General features: G+C 54.1%; 19 protein-coding genes. 2 read left to right on the plus strand and 17 right to left on the minus strand.

Features of this window, described 5'->3' with window-relative positions; genetic code table 11:
• Window positions 1-122 precede the first annotated feature (122 nt).
• From ACE419_RS03720 to ACE419_RS03745, 6 genes are all read right to left on the minus strand, one after another.
• Window positions 123-389: a type II toxin-antitoxin system RelE family toxin gene (locus tag ACE419_RS03720; RefSeq protein WP_432646665.1), complete on the minus strand. Its 267-nt coding sequence runs from the start codon at window positions 387-389 to the stop codon at window positions 123-125.
• Window positions 386-610, minus strand: coding sequence for a type II toxin-antitoxin system RelB family antitoxin (relB, locus tag ACE419_RS03725; protein WP_432646666.1), 225 nt, complete (start codon window positions 608-610; stop codon window positions 386-388). The genes ACE419_RS03720 and relB overlap by 4 nt, the downstream gene beginning before the upstream one ends.
• Before the next feature lie 542 nt (window positions 611-1,152).
• Window positions 1,153-1,992 (minus strand): NAD(+) diphosphatase, encoded by an 840-nt coding sequence (gene nudC, locus ACE419_RS03730; RefSeq protein WP_432646667.1) that lies wholly within the window; start codon window positions 1,990-1,992, stop codon window positions 1,153-1,155.
• An 81-nt stretch (window positions 1,993-2,073) separates the two neighbouring features.
• Window positions 2,074-2,706, minus strand: coding sequence for an MBL fold metallo-hydrolase (locus tag ACE419_RS03735; protein ID WP_432646668.1), 633 nt, complete (start codon window positions 2,704-2,706; stop codon window positions 2,074-2,076).
• Window positions 2,707-2,761: 55 nt separating this feature from the next.
• Window positions 2,762-3,307, minus strand: a complete 546-nt coding sequence (locus tag ACE419_RS03740; RefSeq protein WP_435721056.1) for an HD domain-containing protein — start codon at window positions 3,305-3,307, stop codon at window positions 2,762-2,764.
• A 159-nt stretch (window positions 3,308-3,466) separates the two neighbouring features.
• The gene (locus tag ACE419_RS03745) at window positions 3,467-4,300 is read right to left on the minus strand and encodes a D-alanyl-D-alanine carboxypeptidase family protein (protein ID WP_432646670.1); all 834 of its coding nucleotides are present in this window, start codon (window positions 4,298-4,300) and stop codon (window positions 3,467-3,469) included.
• A 254-nt stretch (window positions 4,301-4,554) separates the two neighbouring features.
• On the opposite strand from ACE419_RS03745, the gene lexA reads away from it, so the two are divergent.
• Window positions 4,555-5,106: a transcriptional repressor LexA gene (gene lexA / locus ACE419_RS03750; protein WP_432646671.1), complete on the plus strand. Its 552-nt coding sequence runs from the start codon at window positions 4,555-4,557 to the stop codon at window positions 5,104-5,106.
• Between the two features lie 128 nt (window positions 5,107-5,234).
• Here lexA and ACE419_RS03755 read toward each other — a convergent pair whose 3' ends face one another.
• The 4 genes from ACE419_RS03755 to ACE419_RS03770 all read right to left on the minus strand — a co-directional run bounded on the left by ACE419_RS03755 (window position 5,235) and on the right by ACE419_RS03770 (window position 10,839).
• On the minus strand, window positions 5,235-6,482 hold the full coding sequence (locus tag ACE419_RS03755; RefSeq protein WP_432646672.1) for a methionine gamma-lyase family protein: 1,248 nt from the start codon (window positions 6,480-6,482) through the stop codon (window positions 5,235-5,237).
• Between the two features lie 402 nt (window positions 6,483-6,884).
• Window positions 6,885-8,690, minus strand: a complete 1,806-nt coding sequence (gene hflX / locus ACE419_RS03760) for a GTPase HflX (protein ID WP_435721057.1) — start codon at window positions 8,688-8,690, stop codon at window positions 6,885-6,887.
• A 344-nt stretch (window positions 8,691-9,034) separates the two neighbouring features.
• Complete coding sequence (locus ACE419_RS03765; RefSeq protein ID WP_435721058.1) at window positions 9,035-10,036, minus strand: nucleoid-associated protein; 1,002 nt, start codon at window positions 10,034-10,036, stop codon at window positions 9,035-9,037.
• On the minus strand, window positions 10,033-10,839 hold the full coding sequence (locus tag ACE419_RS03770; protein ID WP_435721059.1) for a hypothetical protein: 807 nt from the start codon (window positions 10,837-10,839) through the stop codon (window positions 10,033-10,035). The genes ACE419_RS03765 and ACE419_RS03770 overlap by 4 nt, the downstream gene beginning before the upstream one ends.
• Window positions 10,840-11,035: 196 nt before the next feature.
• Between ACE419_RS03770 and ACE419_RS03775 the strand changes: the two genes are divergently transcribed.
• Complete coding sequence (locus ACE419_RS03775) at window positions 11,036-11,608, plus strand: nitroreductase family protein (RefSeq protein ID WP_435721060.1); 573 nt, start codon at window positions 11,036-11,038, stop codon at window positions 11,606-11,608.
• A gap of 413 nt (window positions 11,609-12,021) precedes the next feature.
• Here ACE419_RS03775 and ligA read toward each other — a convergent pair whose 3' ends face one another.
• The 7 genes from ligA to ACE419_RS03810 all read right to left on the minus strand — a co-directional run bounded on the left by ligA (window position 12,022) and on the right by ACE419_RS03810 (window position 23,003).
• Window positions 12,022-14,061 carry an NAD-dependent DNA ligase LigA gene (ligA, locus tag ACE419_RS03780; protein WP_435721061.1) on the minus strand — a complete coding sequence of 680 codons (2,040 nt, stop codon included), beginning with the start codon at window positions 14,059-14,061 and terminating at the stop codon, window positions 12,022-12,024.
• 59 nt (window positions 14,062-14,120) lie between these two features.
• Window positions 14,121-16,427 carry a DNA helicase PcrA gene (gene pcrA, locus ACE419_RS03785; RefSeq protein WP_435721062.1) on the minus strand — a complete coding sequence of 769 codons (2,307 nt, stop codon included), beginning with the start codon at window positions 16,425-16,427 and terminating at the stop codon, window positions 14,121-14,123.
• A gap of 130 nt (window positions 16,428-16,557) precedes the next feature.
• Window positions 16,558-18,210 carry a putative manganese-dependent inorganic diphosphatase gene (locus ACE419_RS03790; RefSeq protein ID WP_435721063.1) on the minus strand — a complete coding sequence of 551 codons (1,653 nt, stop codon included), beginning with the start codon at window positions 18,208-18,210 and terminating at the stop codon, window positions 16,558-16,560.
• 388 nt (window positions 18,211-18,598) lie between these two features.
• Window positions 18,599-20,191, minus strand: coding sequence for a heme anaerobic degradation radical SAM methyltransferase ChuW/HutW (gene hutW, locus ACE419_RS03795; protein WP_435721064.1), 1,593 nt, complete (start codon window positions 20,189-20,191; stop codon window positions 18,599-18,601).
• A 25-nt stretch (window positions 20,192-20,216) separates the two neighbouring features.
• Window positions 20,217-21,569, minus strand: coding sequence for a nucleobase:cation symporter-2 family protein (locus ACE419_RS03800; RefSeq protein WP_435721065.1), 1,353 nt, complete (start codon window positions 21,567-21,569; stop codon window positions 20,217-20,219).
• Window positions 21,570-21,583: 14 nt separating this feature from the next.
• A complete protein-coding gene (locus tag ACE419_RS03805) occupies window positions 21,584-22,171 on the minus strand; it encodes a xanthine phosphoribosyltransferase (RefSeq protein WP_435721066.1) in 588 nt (195 codons plus the stop codon).
• An 85-nt stretch (window positions 22,172-22,256) separates the two neighbouring features.
• The gene (locus tag ACE419_RS03810) at window positions 22,257-23,003 is read right to left on the minus strand and encodes a 7-carboxy-7-deazaguanine synthase QueE (protein WP_435721067.1); all 747 of its coding nucleotides are present in this window, start codon (window positions 23,001-23,003) and stop codon (window positions 22,257-22,259) included.
• Window positions 23,004-23,013 lie beyond the last annotated feature (10 nt).

A 23,013-nucleotide genomic window follows, 5' to 3' on the forward strand; every position in this document is an offset into this window, starting at 1 on the left:
AGCGGATAAAATGAGAAAAAGCAAGAGCTGCAGTCTATTGAAAACCTCGAAGTGTTCTTGCAGAAGCCCGGCAGCCGAAAATAGACATAAAAAAGAGATGCCATAAGCTGGCACCTCTTGAGTCAGGAATAGATTTCCCGGCGATGTCCGATATGGAGCATTAGAATGACGACACGTTCTTCCTGAATGTCTGCAATCAGGCGATAGTCTCCGACACGATAGCGCCATTCGCCGCTATGGTTGGCCGTGAGTCCCTTGCCATGCTGGCGTGGATTCTCGCAGCCTTCCAGATTCTTGCGGATCCAGCCGAGAATCAGGGCAGCAGTATGGCGGTCCATTTTCTTCAATGCTTTTTTTGCAGCTGGCGTAAAGAGCACATGATAGCTCAAGCGAGTCCCAACTCCTTTTCGACCTCATCAAGGGTGTAGGTTTCATCGGGATGTTCACGGTATTCTTTCATGGCTTTTTCATAGCATTTCATATCGAAGTCGTTTTCAATGCGTTCCATGACAGAACGGCGTACCAGCTCCGACATGGAGAGACCGTTCATATCAGCATATTTGCGGAAAAGCATGGCGTCATCGTCATTTAAACGAACCGATACAGTCATAATAATCCCTCCCTTGTAATACATTGTAATACAAAGGCTAGGGGAAGTCAAACTGTAACGGCAAAACATGATATAGTATAGCATGACAAAAATAATACAATAAAAACCCTCTCACACATTATCACATAAGGCTTTAGCGTACATAGGATATCATACGATAAAACCTTTATAATATTACTTCCGATAAGTATAAATTATCGGAAGTAAATATTTCGCAGAAAAACAGATAAGAAACTTTAGCAAGGTATTACTCAAATAATATTGGTATTACCATGGTAATTTAGGAATTATACAAGTAATACCGATACTGCCGCGATATTACCGTAACGTAATTTGAGCAATAAAAATACCCCATCCGAATAAGTTTTGTGTTATTTGATGAGGTATTGTGTTATTTGATGAGATATTCTGTATGGTGCTTCTATATGGCACAGTAGTACATATCATATTTGATGATACTCCTGCGTGATATGTGCTGCAGGATCTGTAAATATGCTGCTGTGATGTATCGAACTGTTGTTATCGTCTCTGTATCAGCTGTTTCAGCATTTTTCGCCGTTCTTGAATCTTGCCATCATTTCGTTGGTTAGGCTCCAGTCGTCCGGCTGCAGGATGACTTCTTCCGGTGTGGCCCAGAATGCGCGGCTCAGTTCGTCTTTGTCCATGTCGATGGCATCGTCACCGTCGAGGTCGCAGTAAAAGCCTGCGAGGATGTCAGCGGCACTGCCCCATGGCTGGGATTTGTAGTAGCGGATATTCTTGACTTTGAGGCCGACTTCTTCCTTGACTTCGCGGGCTACGGTTTCTTCGAAGGTTTCGCCGATTTCCGTGAAGCCGGCAATCAGCGCGTAGACGGTCGTGTCATTGTGGCCGGCAGCATAGCGCGTTAAAAGGATTCTGCCGTTGTGCAGGACGCCGACGATGATGGCCGGGTTGATACGCGGATAAATGACATGGTTGCATTTCGGGCAGCGCAGCGCGCGTTCTTTTGTATCGAGGACCGTCGCATGACCGCAGACACCGCAGAAACGGTTGGTCAGATACCAGCCACGCAGATGAAGCGCCGTGTAAAATGCGTAGAAGCTCGGCAGTTTGGCCTCTTTGTTCTCGCGGATGCTCCGGATCGGCTCAAAATCGAAGCCTTCGGGAGTCTGCGGCTCCGTATCGCCGAGCAGCAGGAAAAATTCTTTCTTGCCGATGGTAAAGAGATAGACACAGCCTTCCGGGCGGCCGAGCTGGGCAAACGTCGGGAAGAGCTTGCCTTCATCCCTGCGGACGAGCACGTCGCGGTCCTTGAAATAGAAGATGACGCTGTCATCTTTTGGCTCGGCCGTCGGTTTATAATGGTTGTCGAGTTTTTTCGGGGCAATATCCTGAATCATGCAAATCGTTCCTTTCCATTATACATCTATATCATTATATATCTATCCTGCTATGCTGGTTTTATGAAGGGCAGCTGCTGTTCAAGCCTGATACCATGGCCGGACTTTTTCATCCGCCACAGTCGTCGGCGCGGAATGGCCGGACAGCAGCAGTGTATCGTCGGGCAGCGTCAGGACCCTTGTGCGTATGCCTTCAAGAAGTGCCTGCTCGTCGCCGCCGTATAAATCTGTGCGGCCGTAGCTGCCCTGAAAGATGGAATCGCCGACAAAAGCCGCACCATCGGCCTCGGCGTAATACATGACACCGTCGGCTGTATGACCGGGAAGATTGATCAGCTTGACCTGAAAAGACGGCGTATTCTTGAGACGGATGACCGAACCGTCTTTGAGGTACGTGACATCTTTCAGCAAGATGGGCTCCTCTGTTTGCGCAGAGAGGTTCCAGACGGGATTCTCGGCATAGAGCCTGCCCTGCTCACCCATGTAAACTGGAATTTTGAGCTGTTCCTGAATCTCACTTACCGCGCCGATATGGTCAAAATGGCCGTGCGTCAGCAGAATCGCTTCGATAGTCAGCCCTTTTTCTTCAATGAGTTCTAAGAGCTTCTTCGCCTGAGCTCCGGGGTCGATGAGAAAACCGTGCTTCGTGTCATTGTCCGCGTAAATATAGCAGTTTGTCGTGATGTACTTCGTAACAGGTGCCTGCAGAATCATGCCTGCCCCTCCTTCCATTTATTCCATCATTTCCATTTCCGTAGTATTGTCAGTATCATCTCGGTAAGTTAAGGCCGTAAATCGTGTTGAGCAGCTTCGTGCCGCTCTGCGTGCGGAAGACCTTCTCGCGGAAGGAAAGCAGTGCTTTTTCCGAGAGGTTATCTTCATAAGCATTGACAAGGAAATCGGCTTCCAAAAGAATCTGATAGTCTGCACCATCGACGTTTTTATATGTATGATGATGGCCAATCAGGTACGCAATGCGCTCCACCATTTCTTCCGGAATGCCGGAAACCTTATGCAGCAGTTCGCGTGCCGGTGCCGGCCCTTCCTTCTCCTGATAAATACCAGCCGGACTGCCGTATTTTTCTTCGGCAGCGTGAATGCCAATATCGTGCAGAATCGCTGCAAGTTCCAGCATCTGCTGCGTGGCTTCCGGCAGCTGCTCCCCGCGGCCAATCAGGGCAGCATACGTGTAAACCTTGATGAGATGCTGGATGCGTTTCGCATCGCCTGCATCAAAAGCAATTGCAGCCTGCAGCACCTCATCGCGCTTCTTTTCATATACAGCTTTATCGATAGTGCTAATTGGATTCATCATAAAACCTCCTCATTTTTTGATATCTCACGAACTTCCATCTATTATAGCAGGTGTATGCACATTGTTGCTGATCCTGCTGAAACTAAGGCAGTCGGACTAACTTTATAAGTGAAGCTTCAGCCTGCTGCGCGGAACGTTAAAGTTAGTCCGACTGCCGCCTTATTTTATGTTTGTATTCTCTTCCTGCGCAAACCCATAATCCAACAGCTCCGCTGCTTCACTGAAGCGCGTTTCATCGTCATCGGAATGCATGACCACGGCGATGAGCTCGCGTCCATCGCGCGAAGCTGCCGCACTGACGCAGCCACGGGCGGCGCTGGTCCAGCCCGTCTTGATGCCCGTGCAGCCTTCATATGTGTCAAGCAGTTCGTTCGTGTTTTCGCAGTAAGTTGTGTGCCCCTGCGGCGCGATATAATAGAGTCGTTTTTCCTTCGTGCCCACGATTTTGCGGAACGCCGGCATCTTCATGCCATAAGCGGCAATCTTGGCCATGTCACGCGCCGTCGAGTAGTGGTCGGGGTCCGGCATGCCGTTCATATTGACAAAATGCGTGTTTGTTGCGCCGATTTCCTGAGCTTTGGCATTCATCATGTCAGCAAAGCCTGCTTCACTGCCGCCAATGGCTTCACCGATGGCCGTGGCCGCACCGTTGTCGGAAATCATCATCATCTGCTGCTCGATGTCGGCAAGGCGCAGGGCATAGCCCGGATAAAGGCGCGTGCATTCGACGTTGGCAGCATTGTCACTGACCGTGATGATCTGGTCCGGACTGCCCTTTTCCAGGGCGAGGATGCAGGTCATCATCTTTGTCATGCTGGCCGGATATTCGCGTTTGTCCGCATTTTTCTCATAAAGGACCTGCCCCGTCCGCTCATCGATGACAATCGCGGCATCAGCCGTGATGTCCGGTGCCGCAGCCATGGCCACCGCGGACCAGACAAGCAGCAGCACCATGCTCAGCAGACTGGTATAAAACTTTTTACCGAATCTCAATTTTTCAATCCCCCATCTGTCCCCTATTTTATTAGCACGTATAAATGCGGTGCTCATTTGCAGGAGACTCTCCCTGCATTATAACTTTATCATCTGAACTCGTCAAATCCCCGGCTGGATTCATATACATGAGAAAATCTTAAGAGGATTTCAGCCAATTTTCATAAACTTCATTCCTAAGCGAACATACATATGATATAATAAGAAGTAAGATAGAATACAATATAAATAAAAGAATATGAGGGGGATGCATTATGCGTAAGACGAGAAAATCAAGCGAACGTCAAAAAGAGATTTTCCAATTCATCAAGGCTTTCCTGCTCGAGAAAGGATATCCTCCATCGGTACGGGAAATCGGCAAAGCCGTTGGCCTGAAGTCGAGTTCGACAGTGCATGGCTATCTGACGCGCCTTGAGGAAAACGGCATGATCAAGCGCGACCCGACAAAGCCGCGTGCCATCGATATTCTCGATGAGCGTCCTTGGCGGCAGAATGTACCTGTACCGGTGGTTTCGCCGCGTCATAAGGGGGCGGCGCTGTTTTCCGAACAGAACAGCCGGGCCGTGTTTTCGTTCCCGCAGGAGATGCTTGGCACCCATAAAAAGACGTTTGCCATGAGCATGCCCGATGACAGCATGGAAAAGGAAGGAATTTCGGAAGATGATCTGCTTTTCATCACGCCGCAGGAATTTGCCGATGATGGCGAGCTTGTGGTCACGAGAATCGGAGACGGAATCACGGTGCGCCGCTGTCCCGTGGACAGCGTGATCCTTGGCCGTGTCATCGGGATTTACCGCCGGCTCTGAAATATATTGCCTCAAAAACAAAAAAGACTGCTCTCCATTTGGGCTTATTGACTTGACGGCTTTGTCCGCCGTTTGAGCTTTTCTGGATGAGCAGTCTTTTGCTGTTATGACAGGCTTATATTATATAGTTATTTTTCGTCGACGTCGAGTACGGCCTGAGCGGCGCCCATGATGCCAATCATGGCATGTTCAAACGTCAGGCCACCCTGCAGGTAGACGTTGTAGGGTGCACGCAGCGGACCGTCGGCGCTGAATTCGATGGAAGCACCCTGTACGAATGTGCCGGCTGCCATGATGATTTTGTCGGCATAGCCCGGCATGTCCCATGGCTCCGGCGCGGCGAAAGAGTCGACTGGCGAATATTTCTGAATGCCGCCGCAGAAAGCAATGAGTTTGTCATCACTGCCGAGCTCGATGGCCTGAATGATATCTCCGCGCACGTCCGTCGGCAGCGGCAGCGTCTTGTAGCCGAGTTTTGCGAACATGCCGGCAGCGAAAATCGCGCCTTTGATGGCCTGCATGACAACGTGCGGTGCGAGGAAGAGCCCCTGGAAGAGAAGGCGGTTATTCGCGAGGCTCGCACCGAGCTCATCGCCCATGCCCGGCGCCGTCAGGCGGTAGGACGCGAGTTCGACGAGTTTATCCTTGCCGACGATGTAGCCGCCGGTCGGCGCAAGGCCGCCACCCGGATTCTTGATAAGCGAGCCCGCCATGATGTCGGCGCCGGCCTGCGTCGGCTCCTCGTAATCGACGAATTCGCCGTAGCAGTTGTCGACAAAGCAGATGCAGTCCGGCTTGATGCGGTGCACTTCGCTCGTGATGGCGCGGATATCATCGATGGAGAGAGGATTGCGCATGCTGTAGCCGCGCGAACGCTGGATTTCGACCATTTTCGTCTTGTCCGTGATGACATCTTTGATATGCTCCATATCGACTTTGCCATCGACCATGGGCAGCTCGTTGTAGAGCACGCCGAATTCCTTTAAGGAGCCGGGGCTCGGGTTGTCGTAGCCGATGACGGTCTGCATGGTGTCGTACGGCTTGCCCGTAAGGGAGACGAGTTCATCGCCTGGGCGCAGGATGCCGAAAAGAACCGTGGCCAGAGCGTGCGTGCCGGAGACGAACTGCGTGCGGACGAGGGCGCGTTCGGCACCGAAAATCTTGGCGTAGAGTTCTTCGAGCTTCGTGCGGCCGATATCGTCATAGGCATAGCCCGTCGTCGTGTTGAAATGAGCGTCTGAGACGCGGCATTCGCGCATGGCGTCGAGGACTTTCAGCGTATTGGCTTCGGCGACATCCTCAAGATGTGCAAAAAGCGGCTCGGATTCTTTGAGGACCTCGCGTTTGAGATCGATGACTTTTTTCGAAAAGGACATGAAATGATTACCTCACAATATATTAGATTAGATTGGATTGGGTTGGGTTGGGTTCGATGAAACTGGGAACGGTCGATGATGGGAAGGCGGGAAGGGCCGGGCAGAGCTCCGCGGCGGTGTGCGGCTAAACTTATTTTTTGCCTTTTAACGCATCCTTGCAGGGAGCTAAACGCACTTCGTTTGAACGACGCTCCTCTGCAAGGGTTTTGGCTGGCAAAAAATAAGTTCTTCACGCCGCACACCGAACGCTCCGCTTCTGCCCAGCCCTTCCCTCACTTCTTTGCACGTTCTAGCCTTTATGAAAGTGCGTGGAACAAAGGGAGTTCGTGCAAAGCTGTGCGGGGATTGCTTCGCTCCCCCCTTCTTCATGCCGCCTCTCTTCCTCGAACAAATACTGCATGCCTATTCTTCTACCTTGTACGCAGCAAACTTTTCTTTTTGCGACGCCGGCAGACTGACTTTGACGAAGGTCCCGTCTTCGCGGTATTCGGTTTCCCTGACCGCGTTGAGCTCATGAAGCTCGGTCAGGACGCGCCCTTCGGCAAAGGGAATCAGAAGGTTCATCTTGACCTGCTGCTCGCTGAAGAAGCGTTCAATGAGTTCCTGCAGCTCCAGGAGATTTTCCCCTGTCTTTGCCGAAACGCAGATGCCCTCGCGGCCGCGCAGCATGGCGAGCTGCTGATTTTTGGAAGTCAGGCAGTCGGACTTGTTAAAGACGTAAAGCATCGGCTTGTCGACGGCGTCGAGTTCTTTGAGAACTTCGACGACGGATTCAATCTGCTGCTCGTAATTTTCATTGCTGCAGTCGACGACATGCAAAAGCAAATCCGCTTCCTGCACTTCTTCAAGCGTGGCGCGGAAGGCCTTGACGAGGGTATGCGGGAGTTTCTGGATGAAGCCGACGGTATCGGTCAGCAGAATTTCCTGCTTCTCGGGCAGTACGAGGTGGCGCGTGGTCGGGTCGAGGGTTGCAAAGAGCTTGTCCTCGGCAAAGACGTCGGAGCCCGTTAGCTTGTTCAAAAGCGTGGATTTGCCCGCATTCGTGTAGCCGACAAGGGCGACGAGCGGGATGCGGGAGAGTTTGCGGCGGCGGCGGTGCAGATGGCGGTTTTTCTGTACGGAGTCAATCTGGGCTTCGAGGTCGTGGATGCGTGCGTAAATGCGGCGTCGGTCGACTTCGAGTTTTGTCTCGCCGGGGCCGCGCGTGCCGATGCCGCCGCCGAGGCGCGAGAGCACGAGTCCCTGCCCGCCGAGGCGCGGCAGATTGTACTGAAGCTGGGCGAGCTCGACCTGCAGCTTGCCCTCACGCGAATGGGCGCGCTGGGCAAAAATGTCGAGGATCAGGGCCGTGCGGTCGATGACCTTGATGCCGAGCATCTGCTCAAGATTGTGCTGCTGCGACGGTGTGAGTTCATCGTCGAGAATCAACAGCGTCGCGTCGCGGTTCTGCACTTCCATGCCAATCTCCGAGACCTTGCCGCGGCCGAGGAAGAAAGCTGCATCGGGCTTTTCACGGCGCTGGATGAACTTGCCGACAATGACGGCACCGGCCGTATCTGCGAGGCGTTCGAGCTCGGCCATGGATTCTTCGATGGGCCAAAGCGTTTTGCCGCAGTCAAGGCCGGCGAGCAGCGCCCGCTCCTCTTCCTCACCAGTTGTTTTTGTCTGGCGGGCAGCGAGTTTTTTATTGACGACCGTGATGAGATACGTCAGATTGATGCCGTGCAGCACACGTTCCGGCAGTGGTCCGACCTGTCCGAGTTTTTCCGTGCCGTCCTCCGCGCAGTCCCCTGTAAAAAAGCCAAGCGAACCTACGATTTCATCCTCTTTATCATCGCGAAAGCCGATAGCCGCCATGCAGTCAAAGCGCAGACGGCGCAGCGAGGAAAGGTCGGGTTCGCTGAGGCGCGTGTCGCCGCTTGGATGCGTGTGGATACAGCGGATGCCCGTAAGGCGCCCCTCAGCACGCCGGCTCTTGAATTCCGGCAAATCCACCGTAGCCGTGTCGCCGACTGAAACCTGCAGGACCTTGCCCTGACGATTCAGGTACACAGCGACCTCACGGCCGAGGAGCCTCGTGACCTCGAGCATCTCAAAATTCAGCTCATGCGTCGAGAGCTGGCCAATCGGCACTGAAAGCTCATAAAGGGCCTCAAGTCTCTTCACGATATACTGTTTGATGTTTTGGATATCTCCATTAATTTGCATAGATGTTCCTCATATGTTGAAAATGCATCATAGGGAAAGACGGGCCGGACTGTCTAACGCTGCGCGTGACGATTTGCTAAATTTATTTTTTGCCTTTTATGGCAGCCTTACGAAAGAGCTAAACGCACTTCGTTTGGACGGACGCTCTTTCGCAAGGGTTCTTGTCGGCAAAAAATAAATTCTTTACGCAAACCGCCAAAGCTCCGCTTATAGACAGCCCGTCCCTTCTTTCGTGTGAACTGGGATATTTCGCATATTGATGTATCGAGAGACAGCACGGCGCAGCAGGCGCAAATGACCACGCGGAACGTTAGACACCCCTGCCAACGGCCCCGAAACCTTTATCATCCCCGATTGACGATATTCGAGATATGTTTCAAGGTGATGGAAAGAGTCCCGTCGTCGTTGTTGTTGAACTCGACAAACTCCGTATTGTCGAAGTAGTCGGTCGGGATGGTCAGTTCGATGCCGGTGTCGGTCTTGAGCTTGTGGCGGCTGACTTTTTTGAGCATGACTTCGGGGTCCATCTGCACGGGCTCGGTGATGCCGGCGTCGCGGATGGCCGTGTCGAGTTCCTGCTGCATGGCGGGATTGTCCTGAAAAATCTCTTTGCCGGCCTCGCTGAGGTCGAGCTTGTCGCCCTGCTGCATGGTTTCGGCCACGTAGTTCTTGACGGCGGCTTCGGTCGCGACTTTGTCCTGACCGAACGTTTCCGCGACTTTGGCCGCGGCCTTGCTGAGGTTCTTCATGGCCTCCTTCGGCGAGGGCGTCAGACTGCATTCAAGCAGCATTTCGGGGAAAACGTAAACAGGCGTGCCATCGAGCGTGTATTTTTTGGCAGCCGTCTTGATAGCCATGGTCGCAAGGTCAATGAAGGCAAATTCGTCGACTTTCTGCGTCATATTCGGCATAATCGAATAATGGTTGATGATTTCGTTCTTGATGCCGTGTTCGGTCTGATTGACCTGATGCGTAAAGCCAATATGGCTGTTGCTGCGCAGGATGGCGAGCTGCGGGGCTTCGTTGATGCGCACTTCGGCAACGAGGACATCGGACGAGGCCATTTCCTCGGCATGCGTGAAGGCATCTTCGAGTGTTTTGCCAATCTGTTTGCTGAACTCGACAAAATCGAGTTCGCCCTTTTTGTAGGCCTCGACTTTTTGCTTGAACGCGCTGTCATCGAAAAAAGTGCCTGGCTTTGCTTCCTGACTGTTCCATGCCTTTTCGATGTGCTTCAAAAGATACGTCTCAATGCTGTCGGCCACGGTCAAGGGCTCGTCGGAGTAAACCGTGACCCCCGAATGAAAGTCGAGAATATGCAGGATGGCTTTATCAATAAGGATCATTTCGTTTCCTCCTCAGGCCGTTCAGGCTCCTTAGCAGCGGCATCTTCCGCACGCTTCGCAGCTTCATGGACTTTTTCTGCCCTGGCAGCCAGTGCGGCTTCATGGGCTGCGCGCTCTTTTGCTTCTTTTTCAGCCCGCGTGCGGACTTCGCGCAGGCGCGGCACGAGATACCGCTGCAGGCGTTCTTCAAGCTCCGAAAGCGTATTCGAGTCAAAATCGTAATTGACGTCCGGAATGTTCCAGATGCGCGCCTCACTGAAAAATTCATCGCGGTATATATTATAGTAGACTGTTACATTGCTCTCGAGGGAAAAGTCGACGTAATCGATGAGGATATATGAGCCATTGTTGATTTTGACCGGATATTCGGGCCGAATAAACAGGGAAAAGCCCTCGAGCTCCTCCGGCAGGTCACGGCCTGCTTCCCAAGTCAGGATTTCCTTGTCGCGCACGATGCTGCTGACGCTTTTGGGGTTGAATTCCGAAAGGTCGCAGAGCAGCTGCTCGAGCTGTGTGCGCAGGAGTTTTTCAAAGACAGAAAAATCCGCCGTGATGAATTCGATGCGGCAGAGCTCAATCAGGCCAATCTTGATGCGCAGCTTGTATTCGTGTGTCTCTTCGTGAAAATACGCTGTTGCACTCTTGTGAAGCTCCTGACTTTTGTAAGCGAAAATATCATAGCAATCGTCGATGGGCCTGCCTAGCAAATGTTTCGTAAAGCCATGCCATGTTTCTGGAAGTTCTTCAAGATATTGCCAGCCTTCAAGCTCCTTTTTGACTTTCTCGATTGTTTCTTCCTTCAAAAAACTCACCTGCCCTTTTTCCGTTTTTCGTACTGACAACTTTTTATTATATCAGGCCCGGGGATGGGATTCAACCGGGGAATCATACAAGCGAACATTTGTTATTGACTTTTATTTTTTTGTCTGGTATCATTGAAATAAAAGAAGTTACATTATTTTTATTTTAAGAATGAATCTTAAAAAAGGGGAAATTTTTATGGGTATTCAGGAATCGCTGGCAAAACGCCGCACGTATTACAATATCAACAAGAACCTGCCGGTCGATGAGGCAAAGGTCATTGAGCTTGTCGAGAATACGACGGAGCTGGTGCCGGATGCTTTCAATATGAAAAGTGCGCGCGTCATTGTGGTGACGCAGGCTAAGCAGGGCGAGCTTTGGGATGCGATTTATGATGCTTTTGGCGGCAAAGTTGCCCGCGAGAAGATTGACAGCTTTAAGGCCGGTTACGGCACGCTGCTGTATTTCTACGATGAAGATGTCGTCAAGGCCCTGCAGGAAAAATTCCCGCTTTATGCGCCGAACTTCCCCATCTGGGCACAGCAGGCAAACGGCATGCTGCAGATCAGCATCTGGACGGCCCTGCGCGAGCTCAATGTCGGCGCGAATCTCCAGCATTACAATCCGGTCATTGACGAGACTGTCAAGAAGATGTTCAATGTACCGGCTTCGTGGAAACTCATCGCCCAGATGCCATTCGGCGGTATTGCGGCAGACCCACAGCCGAAGGATAAGGAAGATATCAGCCAGCGCGTAAAGGTATTCCGCTGAGGACGATACGAGGGATAGGTTGAGCAAGGCGAGATGGGCAGGGGGCTGAGAAGCGCTCCGCGGCGTCTGCTGCTAAACTTATTTTTTGCCTTTTAATGAAGCCTTGCAAAGGAGCTAAACGCACTTCGTTTGGACGAACGCTCCTTTGCAAGGTTTTTTGCTGGCAAAAAATAAGTTCTTCACGCAGCGAGACGAACGCTCCGCTTTTTCTCAGCCCCCTGCCCTCACGGCGTTCGCTTCCATGTCTCTTTCTTTTCGCTGTTGGTTCGGGTTCCGGCTTCGAAGCAGCTTTTCGTGAAGGCTGTGCGGGATTCGCTTCGCTCTCCCTTGTTCGGGGAATAAAGCGCAAACTTCAAAAATACCTGCAAGGGAGCTTCTGATATGCTCCCTTGCAGGTATTTTTCGTGTGCAGTTTATTTGGCAATGAGTGCCTGCAGCCCCTCTTCATCGAGCACGGGCACGCCTAAATCCTGTGCTTTTTGAAGTTTGCTGCCGGCCGCATCGCCTGCGACGAGGTAATTCGTTTTTTTCGACACGGAGCCTGCGACGCGGCCGCCGTGACTTTCGATAAGGGCCGCTGCGTCTTTGCGGCTCATGGTCGGCAGGGTGCCGGTGATGACGAAAGTCAGTCCGTCGAATTTTGTATCGATGAGCCCCGTGTCTGCCAGCTCAAAATTGACGCCTGCCTGACGGAAGGCCTTGAGGATTTCCTGACTTTTCGGGTCGCGGAAGTAGCTGACGATGGCCCTCGCACTGATTTCGCCCATGTCGCGCACGGCGAGGATGTCTTCTTCTGTGGCCTCGCTGAGCTTGTCGATGGAGCCGAAGTGCAGCATGAGTTCGCGGGCGGCTGTGCGGCCGATGCCGGGGATGCCGAAGCCTGTGAGCAGGCGCTGCGGTTCATTTTTCTTGCTGTCCTCGATGGCTTTTAGCACTTTATCGGTGTTCTTTTCCTTGCCGATGATGCCTTTCTCGATGAGTTCATCGCGCTTGTCCTTCAGTGTATAAAGGTCCGCGATGTTTTCGATATAGCCCTCTTCAATCAAGGCGTGGATGGCGGCTTCGCCAAGTCCCTTGATGTCCATCGCGCCGCGGCCGACGAAGTTCAGGATATGGCTTTCAAGCTGTGCGGGACAGCTCGGATTCTGGCATTTGATGTCCGAAGTGTCGGGCTCGCGCACGGCAGGTGCGCCGCATACGGGGCAGGTCGTGCCGATGACGAAGGGCTTCGTGCCCTCCGGCCGCTTTTCCTTGACGACTTCCTTGATCTTCGGGATGATCTCGCCCGATTTATAGACGCGCACGGTATCGCCGATACGTACACCGAGATTGTCGATGAAATCCTGATTGTGCAGCGTCGCGCGCTCGACCGTCGTGCCGCAGAGCCTGATCGGGTCAAAGACGGCTGTCGGTGTGATGCGGCCCGTGCGGCCGACGGAAAGCTCGATTTTGCGGATGACGGTTTCTTTTTCTTCGGGCGGATACTTATAGGCAATGGCCCAGCGCGGGACTTTGGCCGTTGCGCCGAGTTTTTCGCGGTCAGCGAGGCTGTTGAGCTTGACGACTGCGCCGTCGATGTCATAGGCGAGATTGCCGCGGTTCTCGCCGATGGCCTCAATGGCCTGCCAGACTTCTTCGGCCGTATGGCAGACCTTATAGCCGTGAATGACCTTGATGCCCTGTTTCTTCATGAATTCATAGGCTTCGGTATGCGTCTTAAATTCGCGGCCTCTTGCCGTCTGCAGGTTGAAGATGAAGAGCGACAAATGGCGTTCCTTCGTGATGCGGCTGTCGAGCTGGCGCAGGGTGCCGGCCGCGCAGTTGCGCGGATTGGCAAAGGGCTTGAGGCCTAAGAGTTCCTGACGGGCATTGACTTCGTCAAACGCTTTCTTCTCCATGTAGACCTCGCCGCGAATCTCGAAGTACGGCAGTTTGTCCTTGAGTTTTTTCTTAACGTCCTTGATGACCTTGGCGTTTTCCGTGACGTCCTCGCCCTGTACGATGCCGTCGCCGCGCGTGATGGCGCGCACGAGCTCGCCGTTTTCGTAGCGCAGGGCCATCGAGAGGCCGTCAATCTTCTCTTCGACGACAAATTCCGGGTCTTTGAGCTCCTGCTGCAGATCATGCACAAAGGCAAAAATCTCTTCCTTGCTGAAGACATCCTGCAGCGAGAGCATCGGCACGTCGTGTTTGACGAGTACGCCGGCCGTGCGCAGGGCCTTGCCGCCGACAACCTGCGTCGGCGAATTTTTCGTGATGAGCTCCGGATATTTGGCTTCAATCGTCTTCAGGCGCAGCATGAGCTGGTCGTATTCGTAATCGGAGATTTCCGGATTGTCTTCATTATAATAGCGGTTGTTATGGTAGCGGATGACCTTGCGGAGTTCCTGCAGCTCCTTTTTGATGCTCTTGATGTCTTCGGCATATGCTGTTTCCTGCTGATTTTCTGCCATAATGACACCTTCCTTTTTCTTTGCTTCCTATTTTGCTTCCTATATAGGTATGTAAATATTTAAGCCTTGGTGATCGGCGCGTATTTCTGCATCAGGCCCTTGACGCCCTGCCCCGGGAACGCAATCTTGAGCTCGACTTCTTCGCCGGAGCCCTTGACCGAAACGACGGTGCCGACGCCCCATTTGCCATGGCGGGCCTTGTCCCCGACTTTCCACTTGATGCTCGTGTCGGGACGGATGACGCCCTGTGCGGCAGGACGCTGCTTTTGGCGGTCCTGCAGGGCCGCGAGGGCTTCGAGCGCCGACTGCGGCTTGCCGGCAAAGTGCGTGCCGCTGCCCATCTGATTTGGGCTCGGGCGGAAGCTCATGAAGCCGCTGCGCTGCTGGGCGCCGTAATGATTGGCATTGGCGAAGCCATAGGCATTGGCGCGCGGCACGAGGCGTTCGACGTATTCGTCCGGAATTTCCGCGAGGAAGCGCGAGGGCGGGAAGGCATTCGTCTTGCCGTAAATCGTGCGCTGACGGGCATTTGTGAGGTAGAGCTTTCTTTGGGCGCGCGTGATGCCGACGTAGCAGGTGCGGCGTTCTTCCTCGATTTCATCGGGGTTCATGAGTGTGCGCGAGTGCGGGAAAAGCCCCTCTTCCATGCCAATCATGAAGACGATTGGAAACTCAAGGCCCTTGGCCGAATGCAGGGTCATGAGCGTCACGCGGTCGTCCTCGATATCGGCATTGTCGATGTCGGAAACGAGCGAGAGCTGCGAGAGGAACGTCTCGAGGTTTGGATTTTCCTCCGACTTTTCGAAGTCGCGGGCCACGCCGATGAATTCCTTGAGGTTTTCGAGGCGCGATTCGTTTTCGACTTTCTTTTCGGACTTGAGCTCGTCGATGTAGCCGGATTCCTTGAGGACCTTGTCGATGAGGTCATCGAGCTTCATATTCATATGCGTGTTCATGAAATTGAAGATGAACGTCGTGAAGAGTTCCAAGGGCTTCCGGACGCGTGCCGTGATGCCCGGAATGGATTCGAGTACCTCGGGATTCGAGATGACGTCGAAAAGCGAAAGGCCGTTTTCTTCGGCGTAGGCCGTCAGGCGCGCCATACTCGTCGCGCCGAGGCCGCGCTTCGGCACGTTGATAATGCGCATGAGGCTGACCGTGTCGAGCGGGTTATAGATGACGCGCAGATACGCGAGGATGTCCTTGATTTCCTTGCGGTCGTAGAATTTCAGGCCGCCGACCATCGTGTACGGAATGCCCGAACGCATGAACGTTTCCTCGATGACGCGCGACTGGGCATTCGTGCGGTAAAGCACGGCGATATCCCCGTACGAGGCATTGAAAATCGTGCGCTGCTTCATGATGGTCGTCGTGACGAACTGGGCTTCGTCGCGTTCATCCATGGCCTGATACGATGTGAGCTTCTCGCCCGTCGCGTTCTCGGTCCAGAGCTTTTTGGGCTTGCGGTTGACATTGTGCTCGATGACGGCGTTGGCCGCAGCGAGAATATTTTTCGTCGAACGGTAATTCTGCTCGAGTTTGATGACCGTGGCCTCCGGATAATCCTGTTCAAAGTCCATGATGTTGCGAATATCGGCGCCGCGCCAGCCGTAAATCGACTGGTCGGCATCGCCGACGACGCAGAGATTGTGATGACGGGCCGCGAGGATTTTCGTGAGCTGGTACTGGGCGCCGTTCGTGTCCTGATACTCATCGACGAGGATGTAGCGGAAACGGCCCTGATACTTCGTGCGGATGTCCTCGTTTTCCTCGAGCAGCAGCACGGAAATCATCAGCAGGTCGTCGAAGTCGAGGGCATTGTTGTTGCGAAGCTTTGCCGCGTAGAGCTTGTAGACCTCCGCAATCTTCTTCTGATGAAAATTGTCGGCATCTCGCTCCATGGCCTTCGGGCCCATGAGCTGATTCTTGGCGTTCGAGATGGCATTCTGGACGCTGGCCGGCGTGTACTGCTTGTCGTCGAGATTCAGTTCCTTCAGGCATTCCTTGATGACGGTCTGGCTGTCCGACGAGTCGTAGATGACGAAATTGCGCTTGTAAATGTCCGTCGCCTCAATCTCGCGGCGCAGGAAACGCGCGCAGAACGAATGGAACGTGCTGAGCCAGACGTCTTTCGCCGCGTCGCCAATCATGCGGTCCACGCGTTCGCGCATCTCCGTCGCAGCCTTGTTCGTGAACGTGATGGCCAGAATATTATACGGTGCCACGCCCTGTGCAAGCAGATTCGCAATGCGGCAGGTCAAAACCTTTGTCTTGCCCGAGCCCGCGCCCGCCATGATGAGCAGCGGTCCGTCAATATGAGCAACGGCCTTCTTCTGTGCCGGATTCAAGCCACTGAAAATATCCAAATGTATCCTCCAATCTTATCCATTTAAGTAATTTATTTTACGTATTTCAGCGATAGCAAAGCCTCCCCCATCACCAAAAGAAATGACGGGGAAGGCTTTGTTTTTTGCTGCGAAATTTAGCTTAAGTCAATCAGTTCTTGCCGATGCGCTTAACGGCTTCGGAAAGCGGCGGAATGACCTGTTTCTTGCGGCTCATGACGCCCGGCAGATAGATATGCGTGCCGCTGGCGTCCTTCTTGAAGGCCTCGCCAATGAGCGTCTTCGGCGAACCCGTGAAGAGCAGATACGTTGCTTCCTGCAGGATATCCGTGACCATGACGAGGCTGAGGTCGAAGCCTTCCTTGTCGCAGATGTTCTGCATGGCTTCGATGAGCTGCGGCTCGAGGTCCAGGACTTCCTTCGGGTCCATGACAGAAATCTGGCTGACGATGACGCGGTAATCGCCAATCTGGAACTCCTTGAGGTCGTTCTTGGCAATTTCAGCCGGCGTCATATCGCCGATGCCGGAACCAGCCTTGAGCATAGCCATGCCGTATTCGTTGATGTCGACGCCGGCGATTTCGGCGAGGCGCTCTGCCGTCTTCTTGTCGTACGGCGTGCACGTCGGGCTCTTGAAGAGGACCGTATCCGAGAGGATGGCCGAAAGCAGCAGGCCGGCAATCGAAGCCGGGATATCGACATCATGCTGCCAATGCATATTGGCCACAATCGTTGCCGTGCAGCCGACAGGCTCTGCATGCGTGAAAATCGGCTCGCTCGTCTGGATGCCGCCAAGACGGTGATGGTCGATGATCTCGAGAATCTTGGCTTCTTCGATGCCCTCGACAGCCTGGCCGCGCTCGTTGTGGTCAACGAGGATGACGCGGTCGCGCTCCGGCACCATGAGGTTGTCGCGGCTGACAAGGCCGACGAGGCGGCCGTTTTCGAGGACCGGATAGTTGCGGTAATTCGTCTCTTCCATCGTGCCCTTGATATCGGAAAGCAGGTCAAGCGGCTTGAAGCAGACCGGGTCCGGATGCATGATGCGGCGGATTGGCACGCACTGGTTGATGAGGCGTGCGACCGTGTACGTATCGTACGGGGAAACGAGCACGAACATGTGCTTTGCTTCCGCAGCCTCGAGCACATCGGCCGAAACGCGGCCGTTGCCCGTGACGATCAGGCAGGAAATGCCCTGATTGACGATATCGATGAGGGTTTCATCATGACGGTCGCCGACGAGGACGATGTCACTTTCTTCAATCGTATCCTGAATCGTCTTGATGGAGCCGGCAGCGATGCGGACTTTGCCCTTGATGAAATCGCTTTCATCGCCCGAAACGAGGACTTCGCTGTCCGTGGCAGCGATAATGTCGCGGTAGCGCACGCGCATTTCCGAAAGGTCCTGCATGCTGAGTTCCTGGAAATAGCGCTTTGCGAGGTCCGAAACCGTGACGATGCCGACGAGGATGCCCTTGCTGTCCGTGACCGGCACCGACTTGAGGTCATGGCCGCGCATGACTTCGCCGAGATGGCGCAGCGTATCGTGCTGTTTGACAACAATCTTGCAGTCAAGCGTAACGTCCTTGACACGCGGATAAAGATCCGACAGCAGCAGCGGCTGCTCGACATGGAAATGCTCGAGGGCGTATTTCGTCTCGGCATTGACCTTGCCTGCGCGCGCCGGCACAGCGTTGAAGCCAAGGGCCTGCTTCAGATGCGCATAGCCGATGGCCGAGCAGATGGAATCCGTATCCGGATTGCGATGACCAATGACATAGATTGGTTTCGTGCTTTTCGTCATATTTGATTTCCTCCTAAATATGAAAGCGGGTGTTCCCGTTTTTATACGAATCAGTCTATGTATCATTATAATCAATATTTGTGCGTGCGTCTAGGGGCGGCGAGAAAAAGCGTACAATAGAAGACGGAAAGGGCTGCCCCTAAGCTCCGCATGGCCGGCTGCTAAACTTATTTTTTGCCTTTTAACTCAGCCTTGCAGGGAGCTGAACGCACTTCGTTTGGACGACGCTCCCCTGCAAGGGGCCTTGTTGGCAAAAAATAAGTTCTTGACGCAGACGGCCAAAGCTCCGCTTAGTGGCAGCCCTTTCCTTACTTCGTTTTCCTTATCTTTATCTTTGTTTTCTTCGTTGCGCGCAAAATTCGCTTTGCTCTTTTGCTGGGGGCTGCCGTCAGTCGGAAGCTTTGTTTAGCATGCGCTTGAGCATGGCGGGCGGCAGGCCGGCCAGCATGTTTTTTAAGGCGTCTTTAGAGGAACGCTTGAGCATCATGCGCACGGGCAGCGGAATTTTGCGGACCATGGCACTGCGTTCGGCAAATGTCGAGCCCGGCATCATCTCGGCGAGGCAGGCGTCGAGGGCGTCTTCGCTTTCTCCTTCTTCTGTCGGCGCGGAAGCCGTTTCTTCCGGCTGGCAGATGACCTGCATGCATTCGATGAGGCTCTGCGTCAGGCTGATGTACCAGAATTCACCGGCTTTTGTCAGGCGGCAGATGCCGAGGTCTTCCTGCATCAGCCCGCGCTTTTTCCAGAGGTCCAGCACAATTTCAAGTTCTTCAAGACGGGAATCGGTAAGGCAGAGCTGGCGAAAATCAAGGAAGCCTGTCTCCAGGTTCGCAATGACGGTATCGCTTGTCTGCTGCAGTTTTTGTTCGACCTGATGGGCCATCATCATGATGGGCTTGCGGCCTGCGCGGACGGCCTGACTGTAGGCCTGCAGTTTGCGCTGCTGCATGAATGTCAGGCCGCCGAAATTGCCGCCGGCACCGCAGCCGAACGGATAGATGGCAGCACCTGTCTTGGCCATCGTATTGTAGCGGCTGTGTTCTCTTTTGTGGCGGCGCCAGTGGCAGAGGCTCAGGCGTTCGATGCCCTCGCCCATTAAGAAATCACGTGCCGCTATGTACAAATCGGCCTGACCTGCGATATCGGCGCAGGCCGGGATTTTTCCTGACTGCAGGGCCTTCTCGAGGTCGCCGCCGGGGAAAATATTGAGCTGATAGAGGTCCATGCCGTCGACATCCGTCGTCAGCAGCGTTTTGATATCGTCAAGCCAAAGTTCTTTTGTCTGGCCCGGCAGGCCGTAAATGAGGTCGACGATGACCGTGACATCGTGTTCTTTCAGGAGTTTCAGGCGGCGCAGGACTTCTTCGCGCGTATCGAGGCGGCCGACGCGGCGCCGAATCGCCGTATCAAATGACTGCACGCCGAGCGAAATGCGGTTGACGCCGCCTTTCAGCCATGCATCGATTTTTTCCGGCACGAGGTCGTGGATACGGCCCTCAAGGGTCAGTTCGCAGTCCGCGGCCAAATGGAAGGATTCGTGAATCCCCTGCAAAAGGCGGGTGACATTTGCAGGCGAAAGCGATGTCGGCGTGCCGCCGCCAATGTAGACGCTGTCAATTTTGGCGGTTTGCAGCTGTTTTTTCTGTGCATCGCGCCGCATTTCCGTCAGCAAATCATCGATGTATTCGTCTTCTGCCGACTGACGGCTCACATTCTGAAAAAAGCCGCAGTAGAGGCATTTTGTCTGGCAGAACGGGATGTGGATGTAGACGGCATGTTGGCGGCTGGCGTCGGCGGGCTCTTCCATGGCTTTTGCCCAAGTCTCCTGCCCCTGCCCCTTTGGGACGGGCTCGCCGAGAAGGCCCGCGTGGACGACGCGTTTCGCGCGAAAGGCTTCATGCAGCGGGTCCTGCGTCTCTCTGCCGAGCAGGACTTCGCGCTTTTCCTTTTCCAGACTGTCGAGATATTTTTTCAGGAACATGGGCAAGCCCCCCTTTTTTTCTTTCTTACTTATCCTTAAACGGCAGTTTGCCCTCGTCCGGCTCCGGTGCGTCGCGCAGCAGGAGGTTCAGGATGATGGCTGTGATACTGCCAATCGTGATGCCGCTGTTGCAGATAATCTGCACCCAGGTCGGGAATTTGCTGTAGAAGCTCGGCACACCAATCGGGATCAGGGCGACGGCGACGCTGATGGCAACGACCATGATATTGCCCTTTTTGTGCAGGTCAGCCTTCGAAAGGGCCTGAAAGCCGCTGGCAGCGACCATGCCGAACATCGCAAGGCCCGCACCGCCGAGGACCATGGTCGGCACGCTGGCGACGACGGCCGCCATTTTCGGGAAGAGACCGAGAATCATGAGCATGACGCCGCAGGTCGCGACGATGTAGCGGCTGCGCACGCCCGTCATGCCGATGAGGCCGATGTTCTGCGCAAAGGCCGTGTACGGGAACGTGTTGAAGATGCCGCCGAGTGCCGTCGAGAAACCATCGGCGCGCAGGGCCTTTGTCAGCATGTCCTCGGTCATCGGTTTATCGACAATCTCACTGATGGCGACGATGTCGCCCGTCGTCTCGGCCATCGTAACGAGCATGACGAGTGTCATCGCAAGGCACGAGACCGGCTCAAAAATCGGATAGCCAAAGGCAAACGGCGTCGTGATGCCAAGGGAAGCAGCCTCCCCTACGGCGTGAAAATCCGCCATACCGCAGAAATCCGCGATGATCGTGCCGATGACGAGGCCTAAGAGAACCGAAATCTGGCGCAGGAAGCCGCGGCAGACGCGGTAAATGACGAGGATGATGGCGAGGACAACGGCAGCCATAAGGATATGCGAAGGGTCGCAGTAGTCCGGGGCCGTCGGATTGGCTCCGGCAATCCAGTTGACCGCCACAGGCATCAGCGAAAGGCCGATGACCGTGATGACAGAGCCCGTGACGACCGGCGGGAAGAACCGCAGCATCTTGCTGAAGAAATTACTGATGACAAAGCAGGCAATGCCGGCAAAAATGGCCGCACCGTAGACGACCTGCAGGCCTTCTGCCCCGCCGCCATGCGTATTGGCGATGATAATCATCGGCGTGACAGCCGTAAACGTACAGCCCTGTACAATTGGCAGCTTCGAACCGATATAGCCCTTGATGCTCAAAGACTGCACGAGCGTGGCGATGCCGCAGGTGAAGAGGTCTGCGTTAATGAGGTATATGAGCTGTTCCGTGCTCAGGTGCACGGCGCCGGCGAGTACGAGAGGCACGGCGACGGCACCGGCGTACATGGCCAGCACGTGCTGAAAGGCATAGACGAGCGTCCTGCCCCAAGGCAGCTTTTGGTCAACGGGATGGACAGCAGCAGTAGTGGTCAACGTCAGCCGCCCCCTCAGTCTTTATCCGCATCATTCGTGAAGCGGATCTGGCCGTTTGCAAGCGATGCGACACTGGCGAGAGCCTCAAGGCGGTAGCCCTTGTCAAGCAGGCGCTGATGGCCCGGCTGGAAGGCTTTTTCAATCGCGATGCCGATGCCGGCAACCTCAGAGCCCGCATCCTCGACGAGCTTGGCAAGGCCGAGGGCGGCTTCGCCGTTAGCGAGGAAATCATCGATAAGCAGCACACGCTCTCCCGCCGGCAGGAATTTCTGCAGCACGAGAATGTCGGAGTACTCTTTTTTCGTATAGGAAAAGACGCGGTGCGTGTAGACAGGCTCGTTAATCAGGGCCGACTTTTTCTTGCGCGCAAAGACGAGCGGCACATGGAGCTCTAAAGCCGTCATGACGCCGATGGCAATGCCCGAGGCTTCGACCGTCAGCACGCGGTCAATCTTTGCATCCTTGAAAAGGCGTGCGAATTCCTCGCCCATGGCTTGCGAAAGTTCCGGGTCAATCTGATGATTGAGGAACGAATCCACCTTGAGTACATTGCCCGGCAGTACGATGCCATCCTGCTTGATTCTCTCTTCCAACAGTTTCATGATTCTTTTGACTCTCCCTTAGCAAATCAACAACAAAATTAACGCGGATGTATCTCAACATCTCTGGATACCCAATCGGCCCCGCTTAGAGCTGGCCAATCATCTTATGCGTCTGCGGAATGACGCGGACATCCCTGAGATTCTTGAGGGCATAGGCATGGCACGCGAGGATTTTTTCAGGGCTCGCGGCCTTACAGCCGCCGTACGGCGTGACCGGCTGAATGATAAACAGCGCGTCCGGTGCATATTCCTTGAGAAGTTCCACACTCTTTTCAAATTCCTCTTTCGTCGTCTCGTCCGATACGACAAGCTTGACGTAAAGGTCTTTCGTGCGCGCCAGCTCGAGGAATTTGGCATGGGCCTCCCACTGCGGCTTCGTGACAATGCTCGGCAGCTTGATATCCATGCTGATGATATCGGTGATATCGAGGATGGATGCGAGCTGCTTATAGAGCGTGCCGTTCGTCTCGAGGAAGATTTTGACCTCGCTGCCGTGTTTGCGCAGATGGTCTGCGACCTCGCGGATAAAAGCGGCATGCAGCAGCGGCTCCCCTCCCGTGAAGCTCACAGCCTGATGCGGGACTTCCTGCAGAAGCTTTCGGATGTGTTCTGCCGTCTGCTCTGCCGTCAGCGGATTGGCCAGCCTCTCAAACTGACGCGAGCCGGCTGCCGTCTCCGCATTGCAGAATGGATGCGTATTGGGCGTATTCTCGGTATCGCAGTAGCTGCAGTCGAGGTTGCAGCCCTCGAGCCGCACAAAGACCTGACGGCAGCCGACGTATTTGCCCTCGCCCTGAATCGATGAAAAAATCTCAATAAGGTTTTCCTGCATCACCGTGCCC

The organism is Mitsuokella apri (genome assembly GCF_047974105.1).
Lineage (GTDB): Bacteria > Bacillota > Negativicutes > Selenomonadales > Selenomonadaceae > Mitsuokella.